Annotated in this window: 17 protein-coding genes and 1 other RNA gene; 10 read left to right on the top strand and 8 right to left on the bottom strand. The window is 55.0% G+C overall.

Going from position 1 to position 14,569, the window contains the following annotated elements; translation table 11 throughout:
• Positions 1–25: 25 nt before the first annotated feature.
• Genes P4L78_RS14005 through P4L78_RS13995 form a run of 3 tightly spaced genes read left to right on the top strand, consistent with a single transcriptional unit; the run spans position 26 to position 2,535 of the window.
• Positions 26–796, top strand: coding sequence for a ferredoxin--NADP reductase (locus tag P4L78_RS14005; protein WP_283149700.1), 771 nt, complete (start codon positions 26–28; stop codon positions 794–796).
• A gap of 48 nt (positions 797–844) precedes the next feature.
• Positions 845–1,597 (top strand): electron transfer flavoprotein subunit beta/FixA family protein, encoded by a 753-nt coding sequence (locus tag P4L78_RS14000; RefSeq protein ID WP_309328543.1) that lies wholly within the window; start codon positions 845–847, stop codon positions 1,595–1,597.
• Positions 1,594–2,535 carry an FAD-binding protein gene (locus tag P4L78_RS13995; RefSeq protein ID WP_309328542.1) on the top strand — a complete coding sequence of 314 codons (942 nt, stop codon included), beginning with the start codon at positions 1,594–1,596 and terminating at the stop codon, positions 2,533–2,535. The genes P4L78_RS14000 and P4L78_RS13995 overlap by 4 nt, the downstream gene beginning before the upstream one ends.
• Before the next feature lie 106 nt (positions 2,536–2,641).
• Here P4L78_RS13995 and P4L78_RS13990 read toward each other — a convergent pair whose 3' ends face one another.
• The 6 genes from P4L78_RS13990 to P4L78_RS13965 form a co-directional block, all read right to left on the bottom strand.
• Positions 2,642–3,424, bottom strand: coding sequence for a peptidylprolyl isomerase (locus P4L78_RS13990; RefSeq protein WP_283149703.1), 783 nt, complete (start codon positions 3,422–3,424; stop codon positions 2,642–2,644).
• A gap of 77 nt (positions 3,425–3,501) precedes the next feature.
• A complete protein-coding gene (locus P4L78_RS13985) occupies positions 3,502–3,765 on the bottom strand; it encodes a BolA family protein (protein WP_309328541.1) in 264 nt (87 codons plus the stop codon).
• A gap of 8 nt (positions 3,766–3,773) precedes the next feature.
• Entirely contained in the window at positions 3,774–4,076 is a 303-nt protein-coding gene (locus P4L78_RS13980) for a YciI family protein (RefSeq protein ID WP_309328540.1), read from the bottom strand.
• 2 nt (positions 4,077–4,078) lie between these two features.
• Positions 4,079–4,756, bottom strand: coding sequence for a septation protein A (locus tag P4L78_RS13975; protein ID WP_309328538.1), 678 nt, complete (start codon positions 4,754–4,756; stop codon positions 4,079–4,081).
• 366 nt (positions 4,757–5,122) lie between these two features.
• An RNA gene (gene ffs, locus P4L78_RS13970) (signal recognition particle sRNA small type) lies at positions 5,123–5,220 on the bottom strand.
• A gap of 43 nt (positions 5,221–5,263) precedes the next feature.
• Positions 5,264–6,388, bottom strand: coding sequence for an asparaginase (locus P4L78_RS13965; RefSeq protein WP_309328537.1), 1,125 nt, complete (start codon positions 6,386–6,388; stop codon positions 5,264–5,266).
• On the opposite strand from P4L78_RS13965, the gene smpB reads away from it, so the two are divergent.
• The gene (smpB, locus tag P4L78_RS13960) at positions 6,317–6,772 is read left to right on the top strand and encodes an SsrA-binding protein SmpB (protein WP_283149708.1); all 456 of its coding nucleotides are present in this window, start codon (positions 6,317–6,319) and stop codon (positions 6,770–6,772) included. The genes P4L78_RS13965 and smpB overlap by 72 nt on opposite strands.
• Before the next feature lie 117 nt (positions 6,773–6,889).
• On the opposite strand, the gene plsY is transcribed toward smpB, so the two are convergent.
• On the bottom strand, positions 6,890–7,504 hold the full coding sequence (gene plsY, locus P4L78_RS13955; RefSeq protein ID WP_309328536.1) for a glycerol-3-phosphate 1-O-acyltransferase PlsY: 615 nt from the start codon (positions 7,502–7,504) through the stop codon (positions 6,890–6,892).
• 84 nt (positions 7,505–7,588) lie between these two features.
• On the opposite strand from plsY, the gene P4L78_RS13950 reads away from it, so the two are divergent.
• From P4L78_RS13950 to P4L78_RS13935, 4 genes are all read left to right on the top strand, one after another.
• Positions 7,589–7,945 (top strand): dihydroneopterin aldolase, encoded by a 357-nt coding sequence (locus tag P4L78_RS13950; RefSeq protein WP_283149758.1) that lies wholly within the window; start codon positions 7,589–7,591, stop codon positions 7,943–7,945.
• A gap of 446 nt (positions 7,946–8,391) precedes the next feature.
• Positions 8,392–9,291, top strand: coding sequence for a Tim44 domain-containing protein (locus P4L78_RS13945; RefSeq protein ID WP_283149759.1), 900 nt, complete (start codon positions 8,392–8,394; stop codon positions 9,289–9,291).
• A gap of 161 nt (positions 9,292–9,452) precedes the next feature.
• Positions 9,453–9,731, top strand: a complete 279-nt coding sequence (locus P4L78_RS13940; protein WP_309328534.1) for a hypothetical protein — start codon at positions 9,453–9,455, stop codon at positions 9,729–9,731.
• Between the two features lie 20 nt (positions 9,732–9,751).
• Entirely contained in the window at positions 9,752–10,420 is a 669-nt protein-coding gene (locus P4L78_RS13935; RefSeq protein ID WP_283149761.1) for a Crp/Fnr family transcriptional regulator, read from the top strand.
• Between the two features lie 107 nt (positions 10,421–10,527).
• On the opposite strand, the gene P4L78_RS13930 is transcribed toward P4L78_RS13935, so the two are convergent.
• On the bottom strand, positions 10,528–10,818 hold the full coding sequence (locus P4L78_RS13930; protein ID WP_309328533.1) for a YciI family protein: 291 nt from the start codon (positions 10,816–10,818) through the stop codon (positions 10,528–10,530).
• Between the two features lie 127 nt (positions 10,819–10,945).
• Here P4L78_RS13930 and P4L78_RS13925 point away from each other — a divergent pair, with 127 nt between their 5' ends.
• Positions 10,946–11,830, top strand: a complete 885-nt coding sequence (locus P4L78_RS13925) for a LysR family transcriptional regulator (RefSeq protein ID WP_309328532.1) — start codon at positions 10,946–10,948, stop codon at positions 11,828–11,830.
• Positions 11,831–12,124: 294 nt separating this feature from the next.
• A complete protein-coding gene (locus tag P4L78_RS13920) occupies positions 12,125–14,449 on the top strand; it encodes a PAS domain S-box protein (protein ID WP_309328531.1) in 2,325 nt (774 codons plus the stop codon).
• Positions 14,450–14,569 lie beyond the last annotated feature (120 nt).

Below are 14,569 nucleotides of genomic sequence, written 5' to 3'. Positions count from 1 at the left end.
CAGATAACCAGCAGGAATAAAGATCATGTCCGCTAGCGAAAAATACACAGCAGAAACGATCACCCACCTCCACACGTGGACACCCAACCTGTTCACGCTGCGTACGACACGCGGTGCGAGTTTCAAATTTACGCCGGGGCAGTTTGCCCGGCTGGGCGTTGAAAAGAATGGAAAAATTGTCTGGCGGGCCTATTCGATCCTGTCCGCCGACTATGACGAGCACCTTGAGTTTCTCTCGATCGTGGTGCCTGGTGGTGAGTTCACCAGCGAACTCACCCGTTTGCAGGTGGGCGACACTATCTATGTAGATAAAACTGCCTACGGCTTTCTGACCCGTGACCGGTTTGAGCACGGCAAAGATTTGTGGATGCTTGCCACCGGCACTGGCCTCGCGCCGTTTTTGTCCATCCTCTACGATTTCAGCGCGTGGGAAGAATATGATCGGCTGATTCTGGTGCAAAGCGTGCGTGAGCGCGCCGAACTCGCCTATGAAGACATTATTCGCGGCTTTGCTACCAACGAGTTTTACAGCGAATTTGCCCACAAGCTGCACTACGTGCCCATCGTGACGCGTGAAGACATGCCCGGCGCGCTCAACACCCGCATCACCACCTTGCTGGAAAACGGCGGTCTGGAAGCATTCACCGGCATACCGCTGGATCAAGACCGCTCGCGCATCATGATTTGCGGCAATCCGGATATGGTCGAGGAAACCCGCAAGCTGCTGGGTGAGCGTGGATTTACCCTGGCCCGGCGCAGCGCCCCCGGCCACATGGCCGTAGAACAACTTTGGTAAGCCGCTGCCAGCCCAAGCGCGCTGGCGTGCTCTGAATAAGGAATAACGATGAAAATTCTCGTAGCGGTAAAACGCACCGTCGACCCAAATGTGAAAGTCCGCATCAAGGCGGATGGCTCCGATGTGGATATCGGCGCAGCCAAAATGAGCATGAATCCCTTCGATGAAATCGCAGTGGAAGAAGCCGTGCGCCTGAAGGAAACAGGCGTGGCAACCGAGATTGTGGCCGTTTCTGTGGGTCCAGCCGCAAGCCAGGATAGCTTGCGCCACGCCTTGGCCATGGGCGTCGATCGGGCAATCCTGATCGATACCACCCAAGTTCTGGATTCGCTGGCCGTAGCCAAATTACTGCGGGCAGTGGCCGAACGTGAAAAGCCCGATTTGTTATTGCTGGGCAAACAGGCCATTGATGACGATGCCGCGCAAACCGGGCCGATGCTGGCAGCGTTATTGCACGTCGGGCAAGCCGTTGCCGCATCGAAAATCCAGATTCAGGACAAGCAGATCACCGTGATACGCGAAGTGGATGGCGGCCAGGAAACCCTTACCCTGCCCCTGCCCGCGCTGGTCACCACCGATTTGCGGCTGAATGAACCACGCTACGTGAAATTGCCCAATCTGATGCTGGCTCGCAAGAAACCCGTTGAAACGCTGACGCCAGCTGAGTTGGGGCTCGAAGTCGCCGCCCGGGTCATCAAATTAAAGGTGGCCGAGCCGCCGTCGCGCAAAGCGGGTGTGGTGGTAAAAACCGTGGACGAACTGATTGATCGCTTGCGTAATGAAGCAAAGGTATTGCCATGAGTATTTTATTGATTGCCGAACATGACAACCAGCAACTGCGCGCCACTACACGCCATGCAGCGTCAGCAGCGGCGCAACTGGGTAGCGACATTCATGTACTGGTCGCGGGCCTTGGCGCCGGCAGTGTTGCCCACGAAGCCGCCAATATTGCCGGCGTTACCAAAGTGCTCCACGTGGATGCCGAAGCGCTAGGCCACGCGCAAGCTGAGCGATTGGCGCCGCTCATTGCCAACCTGGCCGGAACATCTGAAGCCATCGTTGCCGCATCCGGGACGTTTTCGCGCAATGTGCTGCCACGCGTCGCCGCGTTGCTGGATATCGGCATGGTGTCGGACGTGCTGAAGATTGAATCTGCAGATACGTTTGTACGCGCCATCTATGCAGGTAATGTGCTGGCCAGTGTGCAAACGACCGATCCCGTAAGGATTTTGAGCGTGCGGCCTACCGCTTTTACCGACGCTGGTTTGCAAACCTCCGCTGCGCCTATTGAGGAGGTTGCCTGGCAGGTTGAAGCAGAACATCAACGTTTATCGACTTGGGTATCGAGCGAGCAAACCGCAAGCAATGGCCCAGAGCTGGCAACTGCCAGAACCGTTGTCTCAGGTGGTCGTGCGCTGGGCAGCGCCGAGCAGTTTCATGCACTGCTAACCCCTCTGGCCGACAAGCTGGATGCCGCCATCGGTGCCTCGCGCGCTGCGGTGGATGAAGGCTACGCACCAAACGACTGGCAGGTTGGTCAAACCGGCGTGGTGGTAGCACCGAAGCTATATTTCGCGGTGGGGATTTCTGGCGCCGTACAGCACCTGGCAGGTATGAAGGATAGTGGTACGGTGGTGGCGATCAACCAGGATCCGGATGCGCCGATCTTCCAGTCTGCCGACTACGGCCTAGTTGGCGATCTGTTTACGCTATTGCCGGAACTGACCAGCAAGCTCTAAGCACAACCTCGCAGGGCCGCGCACCAACAAAAAACGCCATGCATTTGCATGGCGTTTTTTGTTTCCCGTTCTGGCTACACGTGTAACCGGAGCAAGATCAGAACTATTACTGCACAGTTGCCTTGCCACGCAGATCATCAACCATCTTTTGTACGCGTTGGCGTTGGATTTGCTGCGAGATTTCACCCTTCGCTTCAGCGAAAGAAGGGAATTTTGCATCGCGCACATCATCCAGCTTGATGACGTGATAACCGAACTGGGTCTTGACCGGGGTTTGAGTGATCTGGCCCTTGGTCAGCTTGGTCATCGCGGCAGAAAACTCTGGCACGTAGTTGTTCGGGCTAGCCCAACCCAGATCGCCACCGTTTGCACCGCTGCCAGTGTCGACAGATTTAGCCTTGGCCAGATCATCAAATTTCTTGCCCTTTTTGAGTTGGGCGATGATGTCGTTGGCTTCAGCTTCTGTTTTCACCAGAATGTGGTGGGCATGGTATTCCTTGCCTGCATTCTGAGCCTTCACGGTGTCATATTCTTTCTGTGCATCAGCATCAGAAACCGGGTTGTTTTTTACGTAGTTGTTCACGTATGCGCCGATTACGATCTGCTGCTTGGCTGCATCCAGCTGAGCTTGCACGTCTGCGCTCTTGTCAGTGCCCTTCTTCACGGCATCTTGATAGATCACTTCGTTGTTGATCAGCTGTTGCTTGATACGGTCACGCAGTTCCGGCGAGTCTTTCTGACCACGTTCAGCCAGTTGCTTTACGATCATGTCCATCTTGCTTTGCGGGATGGCCACACCGTTCACGGTAGCAACGCTTGCATCGGCCATAACCGAAGCGGAAATCATCGCGCCGATCACGGCAAAAATAAGGTGCTTGGTAGAACGCATTACGTGATTCCTTTGAGTGTTATCGAGGTCAATGCATACAACTTGAAATTATATTCCGGGAACGAGGCTACCCGTTCTCAGAGCTCTTCCGGGGTCAGCGCCTTGATACTGAGCGCGTGAATGCGCGCCGGCATCAAATCTGCCACCAAAGCATACACCTTGCGATGTCGGGCCACTTTACCCAATCCCGCAAAGGCCTGCGCCACAATCGTGACATCAAAGTGAGCACCACCTTGCGCGCCAGCATGGCCCGCATGAGCAGCACTGTCGTCGTGCACGATTACGGTTTCAGGTTCCAACAACGCCAGTCTCTGACGCAATTCATCTTCCATGCTAATCATACCAGAGCTCATGGAAGCACATGTTTGAAGGGTTTCACAGACACCTCGGCATAAACGCCAGCAGCGCGATAGGGGTCAGCTTCTGCCCAGGTTTGCGCCGCGGTTAAAGATTCAAACTCGGCCACAATCAGGCTGCCGCTGAATCCAGCCGGGCCAGGATCTACCGAATCAATCGCCGGGAAAGGCCCAGCCAGTACCAGGCGCCCTTCTGCCTTAAGTATGTCCAGACGCGCCAGATGCGCAGGCCGACTAGCCATACGAGCTGACAAGCTGTCCGCAACATCGGTTCCGATAATCGCATAAAGCGGCATGATTATTTGTCCTGATCCGACGGTGGGTTACTGGCGGGATTAGCATCGTCAATGACATAACGGCTCAGCAGCAGGCCTTGGGCCACTACAAAAACCACCGTCAATCCTAACGTTCCAAACAGTTTGAAGTTGACCCAGACAGAGTAACTATAGAGCCGGGCGACAATGATATTGACCACGCCCATGCTAATGAAGAACACAACCCAGACGTTGTTCAATACCGACCAGATGGATTCGGGCAGCATCATTTGTTTGCCCATCATGGTCTTGATGAGGTTTTGACCGCGAAACCACTGAGACAGCAACAAGACCAGGGCAAAAATCCAGTACAGACCGGTAGGCTTGTACTTGATGATGTCTGGATTATCAAAATACAGCGTTGCCCCGCCCAGCACGATAATCAGCACAAAGCTGACGATCAGCATGGCATCGATTTTGCGCCACTTCAGCCACGAAAATACCAGCTGGATCACGCTGGCCACCATGGTCACCGCTGTGGCGATCAGCATTGCGATTTGATCGGGCGTCTTGGGCGGTACCGATGCTTGCGCTTCGGCCAGCACGTGCGACAGCAGGGGAATATGACTTGCCCACGCGACAGCATGCGCCGGGTCATGCTGGGTGAAGAAAAATGCGAGGAAGAAGAAGATGACCGGGAAGAGGTCGAAGAAAGCCTTCATGGACAGAACCAGCTACTGGATGGCGCATTATGCATTTGGCGCCGAGGGCTGACAAGGCAATGAGTAGCAGCAAAAAAAACGCCGCGACTAGCGCGGCGGAAATTCCACTGGAGATACACGAAGCATCAGCTTGCGAAACGAATATTGCGCCCTCGCCGAATATGCCATGTTGATACACGTCAACGATTCCAGGGTACTAATCACATGGCATAAATGAGATATATCAGGCAGACAAAAGCAGGGAAATGTGTACTGTATTTCGAATGGGCCAGGCAAAAAGGGGCCAAGCTAACACTGAGGACAATCAGAGAAACGCCGGAGAACAGGAGGGGAAAAACGGGGCACTACGAGACAAACAAAGGGAGGGGTGGCGAGCCCAACCCCCGGCACTGGCATCAAAAGCTGTGGCTGCTTCCTTCCGGACCTGACCAAGTTCACCTTCTAGCCATGCGGGGAGACCCGCCATCGAGAACAGGCAGCGATACTAGCATGGACAGCCTGACGCGGCTACTTTTGCGTTCGTTCACCGGCGATATTTTGCATAAACAATTGGCGGCGTTCAGCAAGTTGCTGTGTGCGACCAGCCACCCAATACAACTTGGCCAACGCTGCTTCTGGCGTCATATCCCCCGCCGCCAGCACGCCGGCGGCCACTAAAGATTGGCTAGATGCATACAACCCCATCTGCACCGAACCAAAAACACATTGCGTACAATTCACCACAACAGTCGATTGGGCCAAGGCTTCCAAAGCATGCGTCAGCTCAGGATGGGCAGGAACATTACCGCTGCCATACGTTTCCAGCACCACGCCATCCAAGGGTTGTGCCAACAATGACTGTGCCAGCCAGATTGAACTGTGACCGGGGCCGAGCGTGGCGCGTACCACTCGGGCGTCGGCTGCGACCAATTGCAACCCTTGCCACGAACTGTTTGTCGTTTCAGCGCCAACTAAAGCCCAGCCAGAACCAAAACGGCGCCCTGCCACTGGCAAATTCGGACTGGAAAAAGCGGCATCAGCTTCACAATCGCTTTTGCGAACCCGATTACCTTGAAATAGTTGACCAGCAAAAACCACTCCCACACCGCGGTACGCGCCGCCCATGACCAGTTCAATGGCGGCCTCAACGTTGTCCGGCGCATCGCTGCCCTGCTCTTCCCACGGATGTTGGGCACCGGTGACGATCACGGGCTTATTCAGACCCGCCAGCATGAAAGACAGGGCCGAAGAGGTCCAGGCCATGGTGTCGGTACCGTGTAGAACGACGAACCGGTCGAACTCACCGGCACGCTGCGCAATGTCGCTGGCTATGCGATTCCAGTCGGCCGGTCCCATATCGCTGGAGTCAAGCAATGGCGAATATTCGATCACTTCTACTGCTGGATAACTGGCCTGCAACACTTCACTGAGAAAGCCAGGTGCTGGCTCCAGCCCGGCGTTACCAGGGCGCATTCCCAACGTACCGCCGCAATAAAGTAAACAAATTCGCACAGTGATACCTCGAAAAATGCGCCACCCGGTACAATCATTGTTCGGACGATGAGCCAGATGGCAAAAGAAATGACGATTGTTGATAACCGCAAAGCGTTTCACGAATATTTTATCGAAGACCGGCTGGAAGCTGGCCTGCAACTGGAAGGCTGGGAAGTCAAAGCCATTCGGGCGGGTCGTGTCGCGCTGAAAGAGTCTTACGTCACCTATATTAACGGCGACTTTTATTTGATGGGTGCGCACATCTCGCCGCTGGTCTCCACTTCAACGCACACCTATGCGGACCCGGTGCGCCTGCGCAAATTGCTGCTCAAACGCAACGAGATCGCCAAGTGGGCGGAAAAGGTCGATCGCTCGGGTTATACCGTAGCGGCCTTGAACATGCACTTTGCGCATGGCTATATCAAGCTGGATATCGGCCTGGCCAAGGGCAAGAAGCAGCACGACAAACGCCAGACCGAGAAAGAGCGCGAATGGGTCAGAGAAAAAGCCCGGATCGTGCGCGATCACACCAAGCAAGGTTGAAAAAGCTCAGCCTCACAAATAAATCCCCCGTTATCTGTCAGCAGATCCGGGGGATTTTTTATTACTCCATCGACGAACCAATCGGCGAGACCCTTAGTGCAGAGGGCCATCGCTCATTCACGAACTCATCTCATCCTTGCCGCTGATTTTACTCTCGCTCCCCTGCAGCAGCTTGCGGATGTTCTGATGATGCCGTGCGATCAGCAGCACCGAAATGATCAGCACCGCATATAAATACACGCGCTCAGGGATAAACCACCAGGTCAGCAGCGGCGCAACAACGGCAGCAATCAATGCGGCCAGTGACGAAATCTTGAAACCCTTGGCCAGGACCAGCCAGATCAACAGAGTAATCAGCCCGACGGGCCAGTCAAGAGCCAGTAAAATCCCGCCCGCAGTGGCCACACCTTTGCCACCCACAAACCGGAAAAACACCGGCCACATATGCCCCACAGCGACCGCAACCGCCGCTGCCGCGATAGTCTCATCACCCAAGTGCCAGAAGTGCGCCAAAATCTGAGCGACAACGACCGCCAGCCAACCTTTGAAGGCATCACCCAGCAAAGTGAGTGCGGCGGCCTTTTTGTTGCCCGAACGCAGCACGTTGGTTGCGCCAGGATTGCCCGAACCATATGAGCGCGGATCGGCCAGCCCCATTGCCCGGGAGACGATCACGGCAAATGACAGCGAACCAATCAGATAGGCGGCCAGCACGACGATTAACGACAGCATCTTGAATTCCACTACAATAGCGAGCTTTCGATTGTAAGCGATCCGTACGCGGGCACGTCAAACCTTACCCGCGCCAGGAGTGGTATGGACATCATTTTTCTGCACGGCGTACGCGCCAAAACCCTTATTGGCTGGTATGACTGGGAGCGTCTCGCCCCCCAAGTCGTTGAACTCGACCTGGAAATCGGTCTACCTTCCGCACGCGCCAGTGTTTCCGACAATCTGACCGACACCATCGATTACGACAAGGTCGTTCAGCATTTGCGCCAGGCCATGGCTGAACAGCACTTTCTGCTGCTTGAAGCGCTGGCCGAACACATTGCACATCTGATCATGCAGGATTTCTCTGCACCATGGACCAAAGTGTCGGTTACCAAGTTGGGTATCCTGCATGAAGTGGGTCGGGTTGGGGTGACTATCGAGCGCGGGCAACGCAAATAAATTGCACCGCCACTGCCGGGCATAATCGAATACCCGGCAGTTATGGAACCAGCTGCATCTCCTGGTGTCCGATCAATGCCCAATATCAAGTTGCCATTCACGCCGAATAGCACCTGTGCCGACTTGAAATCTGTAAGAAACAACCTTCCAGCTTGGCAAGAATTAATCAGAAAAATGAACCAAAGCGATTTGGTTCATATCTGATCAGCCAGGCGCCTCCAAAGGTTTGTAAGGCGATGATATTTATCCGGCCAATTGCGCTTTTTACTGCTGAGTCGGTCAAAAATGCCGTCCAAACCAATAACGGATGCGTTTGGGCGCTGCATCGTATAAACAAAATCATCGTGTCTTATCACTTGAAATTAACTGCTTAAGCCCTTACTAATGTACGATTCATGGTTTTCCAATACACAACCTGACAATCGATTGACCAGGGACTGTCGTTAATGCGTAGTCATACTTCGGGATCACGTTTATTCATTATTTTGCTGGCGTTTGCCGTGGCTCTTGCTGGCCCGGTGCAGGCAAAACGATTAGGTAGCGGCCGTTCAACCGGCATGCAACGTAATCAGATTACTCGTCCCGCCCCCACTACCCCGGCCCAATCTCCAGCGCAGCCACCTGTTCAACCGGCACAGCCTGCGCCGCAACAACCACAGCGTTCGTCGCTGGTACCCGCGCTAGCGGGGGCAGCGGTTGGGGCTGCTGCAGGTTATGCCCTCGCCAGGAACGGCGACCATGCTTCCGGCACTGCTAGCGACGGTGGCGGCTTGCCGTGGGGCTGGCTGATTCTGTTGGGCGGTCTGACGCTGGCCGGCTTCATGTTCTTGCGTCGGCGCGAGCGCCCGGTGGTAGATCCGTATCCGGAAACCCGGCCAGTGCCGGGCTGGAACGACTCTGCCAAGGTCAATACCCAGAACCAGAAGGTTTACCGGATTGGCGAAGGCGTCATGCAAAGTGGCCAGTCCGCACCGGCGAGTCTCCCGGATGGCACCGACACGCAAGCCTTTCTGCGTCATGCCAAAGCCAGCTTCCAGCACTTGCAGGCAATGAACTCGCCAGAACAACTGGAAGAATTGCGCAAATATCTGACGCCGGAACTCTTCACTGCGCTGCACGGTGAAATTGAAGAGAACCGGGAAATTGCTGATTTCCCGGCGCTGAATATTGATTTGCTGGATATCAGCGATGAATCCGCGCATCTGGTCGCCAGCGTGCGTTTCAAAGGTCAGGTCAGTGAGTACGTTAACGCGCCGGTTGAAGCGTTTGAAGAGGTATGGCACTTCACCAAGCAAAAGGCACCCGCTGCGCGCTGGCTGCTTGCAGGCATAGAACAAACCCATTGAACGGTTGCGCGTGAATCACGATGTTCTAAAGTAAAGTGTGATTCAACCCGATATAGCCGTTAACCGAACAATTACGGGTTGAGTATCTCATGCCATTATCTCGATATTTCGTTTGCATGCTTGTGGTTACGGCACTAACTGGCTGCGACCAGGTCAATGAAATGCTGAACAAGCAGCAAGCCAACGGCAAAGCGATCGGCGCAGCATGCCGACACAGTGGTAGAGCGCTGGAAGATTGTTTTAGTCGTAATCCACGTGTGGCTAAATCAGATATCTTTAGCGGTTGGAAAGAAATGAATGAATATATGCTAGCCAGAAAAATGGAAGTAGTCCCGAGTGCGGAGCAATGCACCCCGACTACAGACGACAAAAAAACGGCAGCTGCTCAACAACACAACACATCAGCAGCCTCGGCCGCAGCAAAGAGCTCTGCGGATTGAGCACAGGAGATGTTTCATAGATGGACACAACGTTGAAGAACTTCCTAAGCCAGATTCCAGCATTTGAAGGGTTTTCTGACGAAGACCTTGAAGTCATCCAGCACGCAGCGGTGCGTCGGCACCTGCCTAAAGGCACCTTCCTGTTTCGCGAGGGCGATCCGGGCGAAGCCATGTATCTGCTGGTTGAAGGGCGCACCCGCTCGTTTACCAGCGACAACCAGGGCAAGGAATTCGTATTCCTGATCGGTGAAGCAGGCGATGTGTTTGGCGAAACTTCGATGATCGATGATGAGCCGCGCAGCTGGTCGACCCAAGTCGAAGAAGACTCTACCTTCCTGATGTTTACCAAACAGGATTTCCGCACTGCGCTGGACGCTTACCCACAGATCAAAGACAAACTGATCCTGGCACTGGCCCGCATGGTACGGCGCCTTTCCGCCACCATGAAAAATCTGGCCCTGCTGGATGTTTATGGTCGCGTACGCGCTTTGTTTGAAGGCATGGTTACCGAAAACCCGGACGGCACCATGATGATTTCCGAGCCCCTCACTCAGCAAGCCATTGCTGACCGCGTTGGTTCTTCGCGCGAAATGATTGCGCGGATTCTGAAAGAATTGGTGTTTGGTGGTTACGTGCGCCTGGAAAACAAACGCATTATCTTGCTGCAAAAAATGCCTGAGCGTTTCTGATCTGCAAATCACCCAATCGGGACCAGCCCTAACTGGTCCCGCACAAAAAAGCCGACCCTCTGGTCGGCTTTTTTTATCGCTCACCCCAATTAATGTAATGCCAATGCTTAGACGGCTTTAAGCGCGGCCACTTCGGGCTGAGTAATCTTGAAATCAAATTCTTCAATTTGATAGGTTGCGACGTTGGCCATTACATAACTGTCTTGCGCCAGGATATCGTCGAGTTGAGCGCGTGAAGCGACTTGCGCCAAAATCACTCCACCCAGACCATTGCGCTTTGGCCCCGCCGCTACAAACACGCCCGCTTCCACATATTGCTTTACCCACGCCCCGTGACTGGCGATATGCGGTTCAACTGCGGCCGGGTTCTGGCTGTAACTCACATTCAGTAAAAACATGATGACTCTCCTGGGTTGGGTGGCAAAACGCTAATCGCCCTGCAGCACACGAACCCATTATCATTTCCCAATCTGAAACGATAAATTGGCTATATTTTCTAACACTTAGAACCACAGGTTTGAAATTATGGATCGGCTGTTAGGTATGCAGGTATTTGTCAGAGTGGTTGATCTGGGTGGATTTACCGCAGCGTCGGTGGAATTTGGCATCTCCCCAACCATGGTGGGCAAACATATCCGTGAACTGGAAACCCGTTTGGGTGCCCGTTTGCTCAATCGCACCACGCGCAGGCAAAGCCTGACCGAAGCGGGTCGCACCTACTATCAGCGCTGCCGCCAGGCTTTGGTCGAGGTAGAAGCCGCCGATGCCAGTGTGGATCAGTTGCGCGCGGCGCCACGTGGCGAATTGCGTATCAGCGCCCCGACCTCGTATGGCGCTTGCCAACTTGCGCCCGCGCTGACCGACTTTCTGCAAGATTTTCCGGAGATCAGTGCGTCTTTGCACTTGAATGACCGGGTGATTGATCTGGTCGAAGATGGCTTTGACGTGGCTTTTCGCATCGGTACGCTTTCCGATTCCGGGCTCATTGCCCGCCCACTCAAGCCCTATCGCATGATGCTGTGCGCCAGCCCGGCCTATCTGGCCCGCCATGGCACACCGCAGACACCAGGAGATCTGGCCAGGCATGAATGCATGGATTTCTTGCGCTGGGAGAACGAACACACTTGGCGCATGTTTGGCAAAGATGGCGAGATGCAGGTGCAAGTCCCCGCCCGCTTAACCATCAATAACGGTATAGCGTTACGCAATGCCGCGCTGGCAGGCTTTGGGATCGTTCTGCAAACTGAAGCCGTGCTGGCCGATGATCTGGCCAGTGGTCGACTGGTACAACTGCTGCCCGACTACGCACCCCCTGCCCGGCCCATGCATCTGATTTATCAAGCCGACCGCCAGCCAACGCCCAAGCTCAGTGAGTTCATTCGCTTTGCGCTGGAACGCTTTGGCCTATAAACCTCCAGTGGATAAAGCGTGATCCACTGTCATGCAAGTGATGATTTGGGTAACTCCGTGCCCAAGATGACCGCGAATTAACAGCCAGATCAGCCTATGCTGATTAACGTAGGCTGCGGCTGGTATCGCGGTCAATCATGCACTCAGGAGGAATGGCCACTTGCCCGGAAGAAAATCAGGATCATCCCGCGTGCGAACCGTGCGACCCGGCCTGATCACGCAGGCATTGGAACGCCCTGCTGCCGCTCTGGCTGGTTTCGGCTGGTGCGAATCAGTTCGTGCGGAGCATCCGGCATGATTGTCCCGCCGATTCCGCACAATGAAACCGCCCGATTGCAGGCGCTTAACCAACTTAACCTGCTCGGTAGCAGCGAACCCGATCCGGCGCTGGACCGGCTCACGCGTCTGGCCGCCAAGGTAATTGGGGTGGAAAGCGCCCTGATCTCGCTGGTCGCCGCCGACTTCCAGCACTTCAAATCCTGCTACGGCTTTACCGGCTTGCAAACCGCACGGGACATCTCTTTCTGCGGTCATACCATTCTGGGGGATGAGCTGATGCTGATCCCTGATGCCAGACTCGATCCACGTTTTAGCGATAACCCCGTTGTCACCGGTCCGCCCTACATCCGCTTCTATGCAGGCAAGGCGCTCAAAACCCTGAGCGGCTTCCGGATTGGTTCTCTGTGCATTTTTGATCCACAACCGCGCGACCTTGATGAAGAAGGTGTGCGCATGTTGCTGGACGTCACCACACTGGTGCAAAAGGAACTCTACGCACGCGAGTTCGCGTTGCGCGCATCGGTCTCCCAAGCCCGAGCCGATCAGGAAATAACCCGGCAAGAAAGCTTGTTCCGCAGCACTTTCGACCAGGCAGCAGTAGGCGTTGCCCATCGCAGTCTTGATGGCAACTGGCTCCGGCTGAATGAACATTTTGCCAGCCTGCTCGGTTATACCGCCGAGTCGCTGTTGCAAGTCCCGTTAACACAACTCCTGGGAGAGGACGGTACGCAGCGATTGCGGGCCGTGCGCCAGCGCCTGCTGGATGGTGGAAACAATGAACGTTGCGAAGAACAACTCATTCATCGCGACGGCTATCTGGTCTGGCTTGAACTCACCTTTTCCGTCTTTCGCGGAGACAACGGACAGCCGTGGTTTTTCGTGCTGATAGCGCAGGATATTTCGATCCGCAAGCAAACCGAAGCTGAGTTGCACGCCCTGCAAGAAGGCTTGAAGAAAGAAATTGCCCAGCAGACTCAGCAACTTTCCGCAGCCAATGCGTCGCTGGCCAGCACACTGGATGAACTCAAAGCCACCCAGAATCAAACGCTGCAAACCAAACGGCGCCTCAGTGAAACTCTGGCCACCGCGCTGGAGGCTTTTGTCGGCGTCACGCAAGACGGCACCATCGTTGACTGGAACCAGCAAGCGACAGAAACCTTCGGCTGGACCCGCGAAGAGGCCATGGGCAACAATTTTGCCGACCTCATCATTCTGACGGAAAACCGTGAACAGACCCGCCAGGCCGTTTACGCGTTTGTTGAACACGCCGCACAGCCCGCGTTATTCGAGCGCGGCGAGATGATGGCGCGCCACAAGAATGGCCACCCTATTCCGGTAGAGAAAACGGTATCGCCCATTTTTGTGAATGACCGTTATCTCTTCAATATTTTCCTGCATGATATTTCTGATCGCAGACAGGCCGAAGATCTGTTGCGCGACAGTCGCGAGCAATTGCAGACCATCACCGACAATTTGCCGGTGCTGATCGGATACATTGAGTCTGACCTGCGTTGCCGCTACCTGAATGCCACCTACCAGGAATGGTTTGACCGCGATCCGCATTTGCTGATGCATCGGCCCATTCCGGAGGTCGTTACGCCTCATGAGTGGGCGCAACTTGAGTCGCATGTGAGCGAGGCAATGCAGGGCCGCAAACATAGCTGGGACATGGTGGCAGATCGCGGTGGCCGGCGGCGCGAAGTGCGCATGACCTTGATTCCCGACCGCGCGAATGATGGGCAAATACGGGGCGTCTACTTGCTCGGCGTAGATTTAACCGATCGCAAACGACTGGAAGAAACGTTGCGGCGCGAAGCGCTGGAAGATGCGCTCACCGGCCTGCCCAATCGGCGGGCTCTTTTGCAGCTCATCAATACGGCACTCGGTCGCCAGCAACGCCAGGCAAAACCGTTTGCGGTGTTTTTCCTCGATCTGGATGGCTTTAAAGCAGTGAACGACCGCTTCGGTCATGATGCTGGCGACGAGGTGCTGAAGACTTTTGGCAAACGCCTGCGTGCCAGTGTCCGCAAAATTGATGCCGTGGCGCGACTGGCAGGCGATGAGTTCACCATTCTGCTTGAAGACTTGCAAGACGCCCGCCATGACGCCGCCCGCGTAGCCGAGAAAATTGTGCAATCCATGCAGGAACCTTTCCTGCTGGAAAACGGTCAGGTCACGCTCTCGACCAGCATCGGCATAGCCATTCACATGCCCGGCGACTCACTTGATGCTGAAGCCCTGCTCAATGCTGCGGATACGGCGATGTACGAGGTCAAGCAAGCAACCAAAAATGGTTATCGTTTTGCCGAGCCCAAGCCAGCGCAAAGCGACCCCGACTAGAGATATTCCTGTCCCGAGCCGGAACGTCTTTCACGACGAACCCAGGCAATTTTGCCGCGGCAATTAATTCCGCGCTTGCATGAGTCCAGGTTGCTGGGTAACTGCCTAGCGCGCGGCTAC

This window comes from Silvimonas sp. (assembly GCF_031291215.1).
GTDB lineage: Bacteria > Pseudomonadota > Gammaproteobacteria > Burkholderiales > Chitinibacteraceae > Silvimonas > Silvimonas soli.
This window is presented reverse-complemented; position numbering and strand designations above follow the sequence as displayed.

What these genes read in the sequence shown, in the direction of transcription:
- P4L78_RS14005 (WP_283149700.1), top strand. Translation starts at nt 26, where the DNA reads ATGTCCGCTAGCGAAAAATACACAGCAGAAACGATCACCCACCTCCAC.
- P4L78_RS14000 (WP_309328543.1), top strand. Translation starts at nt 845, where the DNA reads ATGAAAATTCTCGTAGCGGTAAAACGCACCGTCGACCCAAATGTGAAA.
- P4L78_RS13995 (WP_309328542.1), top strand. Translation starts at nt 1,594, where the DNA reads ATGAGTATTTTATTGATTGCCGAACATGACAACCAGCAACTGCGCGCC.
- P4L78_RS13990 (WP_283149703.1), bottom strand. Translation starts at nt 3,424, where the DNA reads ATGCGTTCTACCAAGCACCTTATTTTTGCCGTGATCGGCGCGATGATT.
- P4L78_RS13985 (WP_309328541.1), bottom strand. Translation starts at nt 3,765, where the DNA reads ATGATTAGCATGGAAGATGAATTGCGTCAGAGACTGGCGTTGTTGGAA.
- P4L78_RS13980 (WP_309328540.1), bottom strand. Translation starts at nt 4,076, where the DNA reads ATGCCGCTTTATGCGATTATCGGAACCGATGTTGCGGACAGCTTGTCA.
- P4L78_RS13975 (WP_309328538.1), bottom strand. Translation starts at nt 4,756, where the DNA reads ATGAAGGCTTTCTTCGACCTCTTCCCGGTCATCTTCTTCTTCCTCGCA.
- smpB (WP_283149708.1), top strand. Translation starts at nt 6,317, where the DNA reads ATGACGATTGTTGATAACCGCAAAGCGTTTCACGAATATTTTATCGAA.
- plsY (WP_309328536.1), bottom strand. Translation starts at nt 7,504, where the DNA reads ATGCTGTCGTTAATCGTCGTGCTGGCCGCCTATCTGATTGGTTCGCTG.
- P4L78_RS13950 (WP_283149758.1), top strand. Translation starts at nt 7,589, where the DNA reads ATGGACATCATTTTTCTGCACGGCGTACGCGCCAAAACCCTTATTGGC.
- P4L78_RS13945 (WP_283149759.1), top strand. Translation starts at nt 8,392, where the DNA reads ATGCGTAGTCATACTTCGGGATCACGTTTATTCATTATTTTGCTGGCG.
- P4L78_RS13940 (WP_309328534.1), top strand. Translation starts at nt 9,453, where the DNA reads ATGCTGAACAAGCAGCAAGCCAACGGCAAAGCGATCGGCGCAGCATGC.
- P4L78_RS13935 (WP_283149761.1), top strand. Translation starts at nt 9,752, where the DNA reads ATGGACACAACGTTGAAGAACTTCCTAAGCCAGATTCCAGCATTTGAA.
- P4L78_RS13930 (WP_309328533.1), bottom strand. Translation starts at nt 10,818, where the DNA reads ATGTTTTTACTGAATGTGAGTTACAGCCAGAACCCGGCCGCAGTTGAA.
- P4L78_RS13925 (WP_309328532.1), top strand. Translation starts at nt 10,946, where the DNA reads ATGGATCGGCTGTTAGGTATGCAGGTATTTGTCAGAGTGGTTGATCTG.
- P4L78_RS13920 (WP_309328531.1), top strand. Translation starts at nt 12,125, where the DNA reads ATGATTGTCCCGCCGATTCCGCACAATGAAACCGCCCGATTGCAGGCG.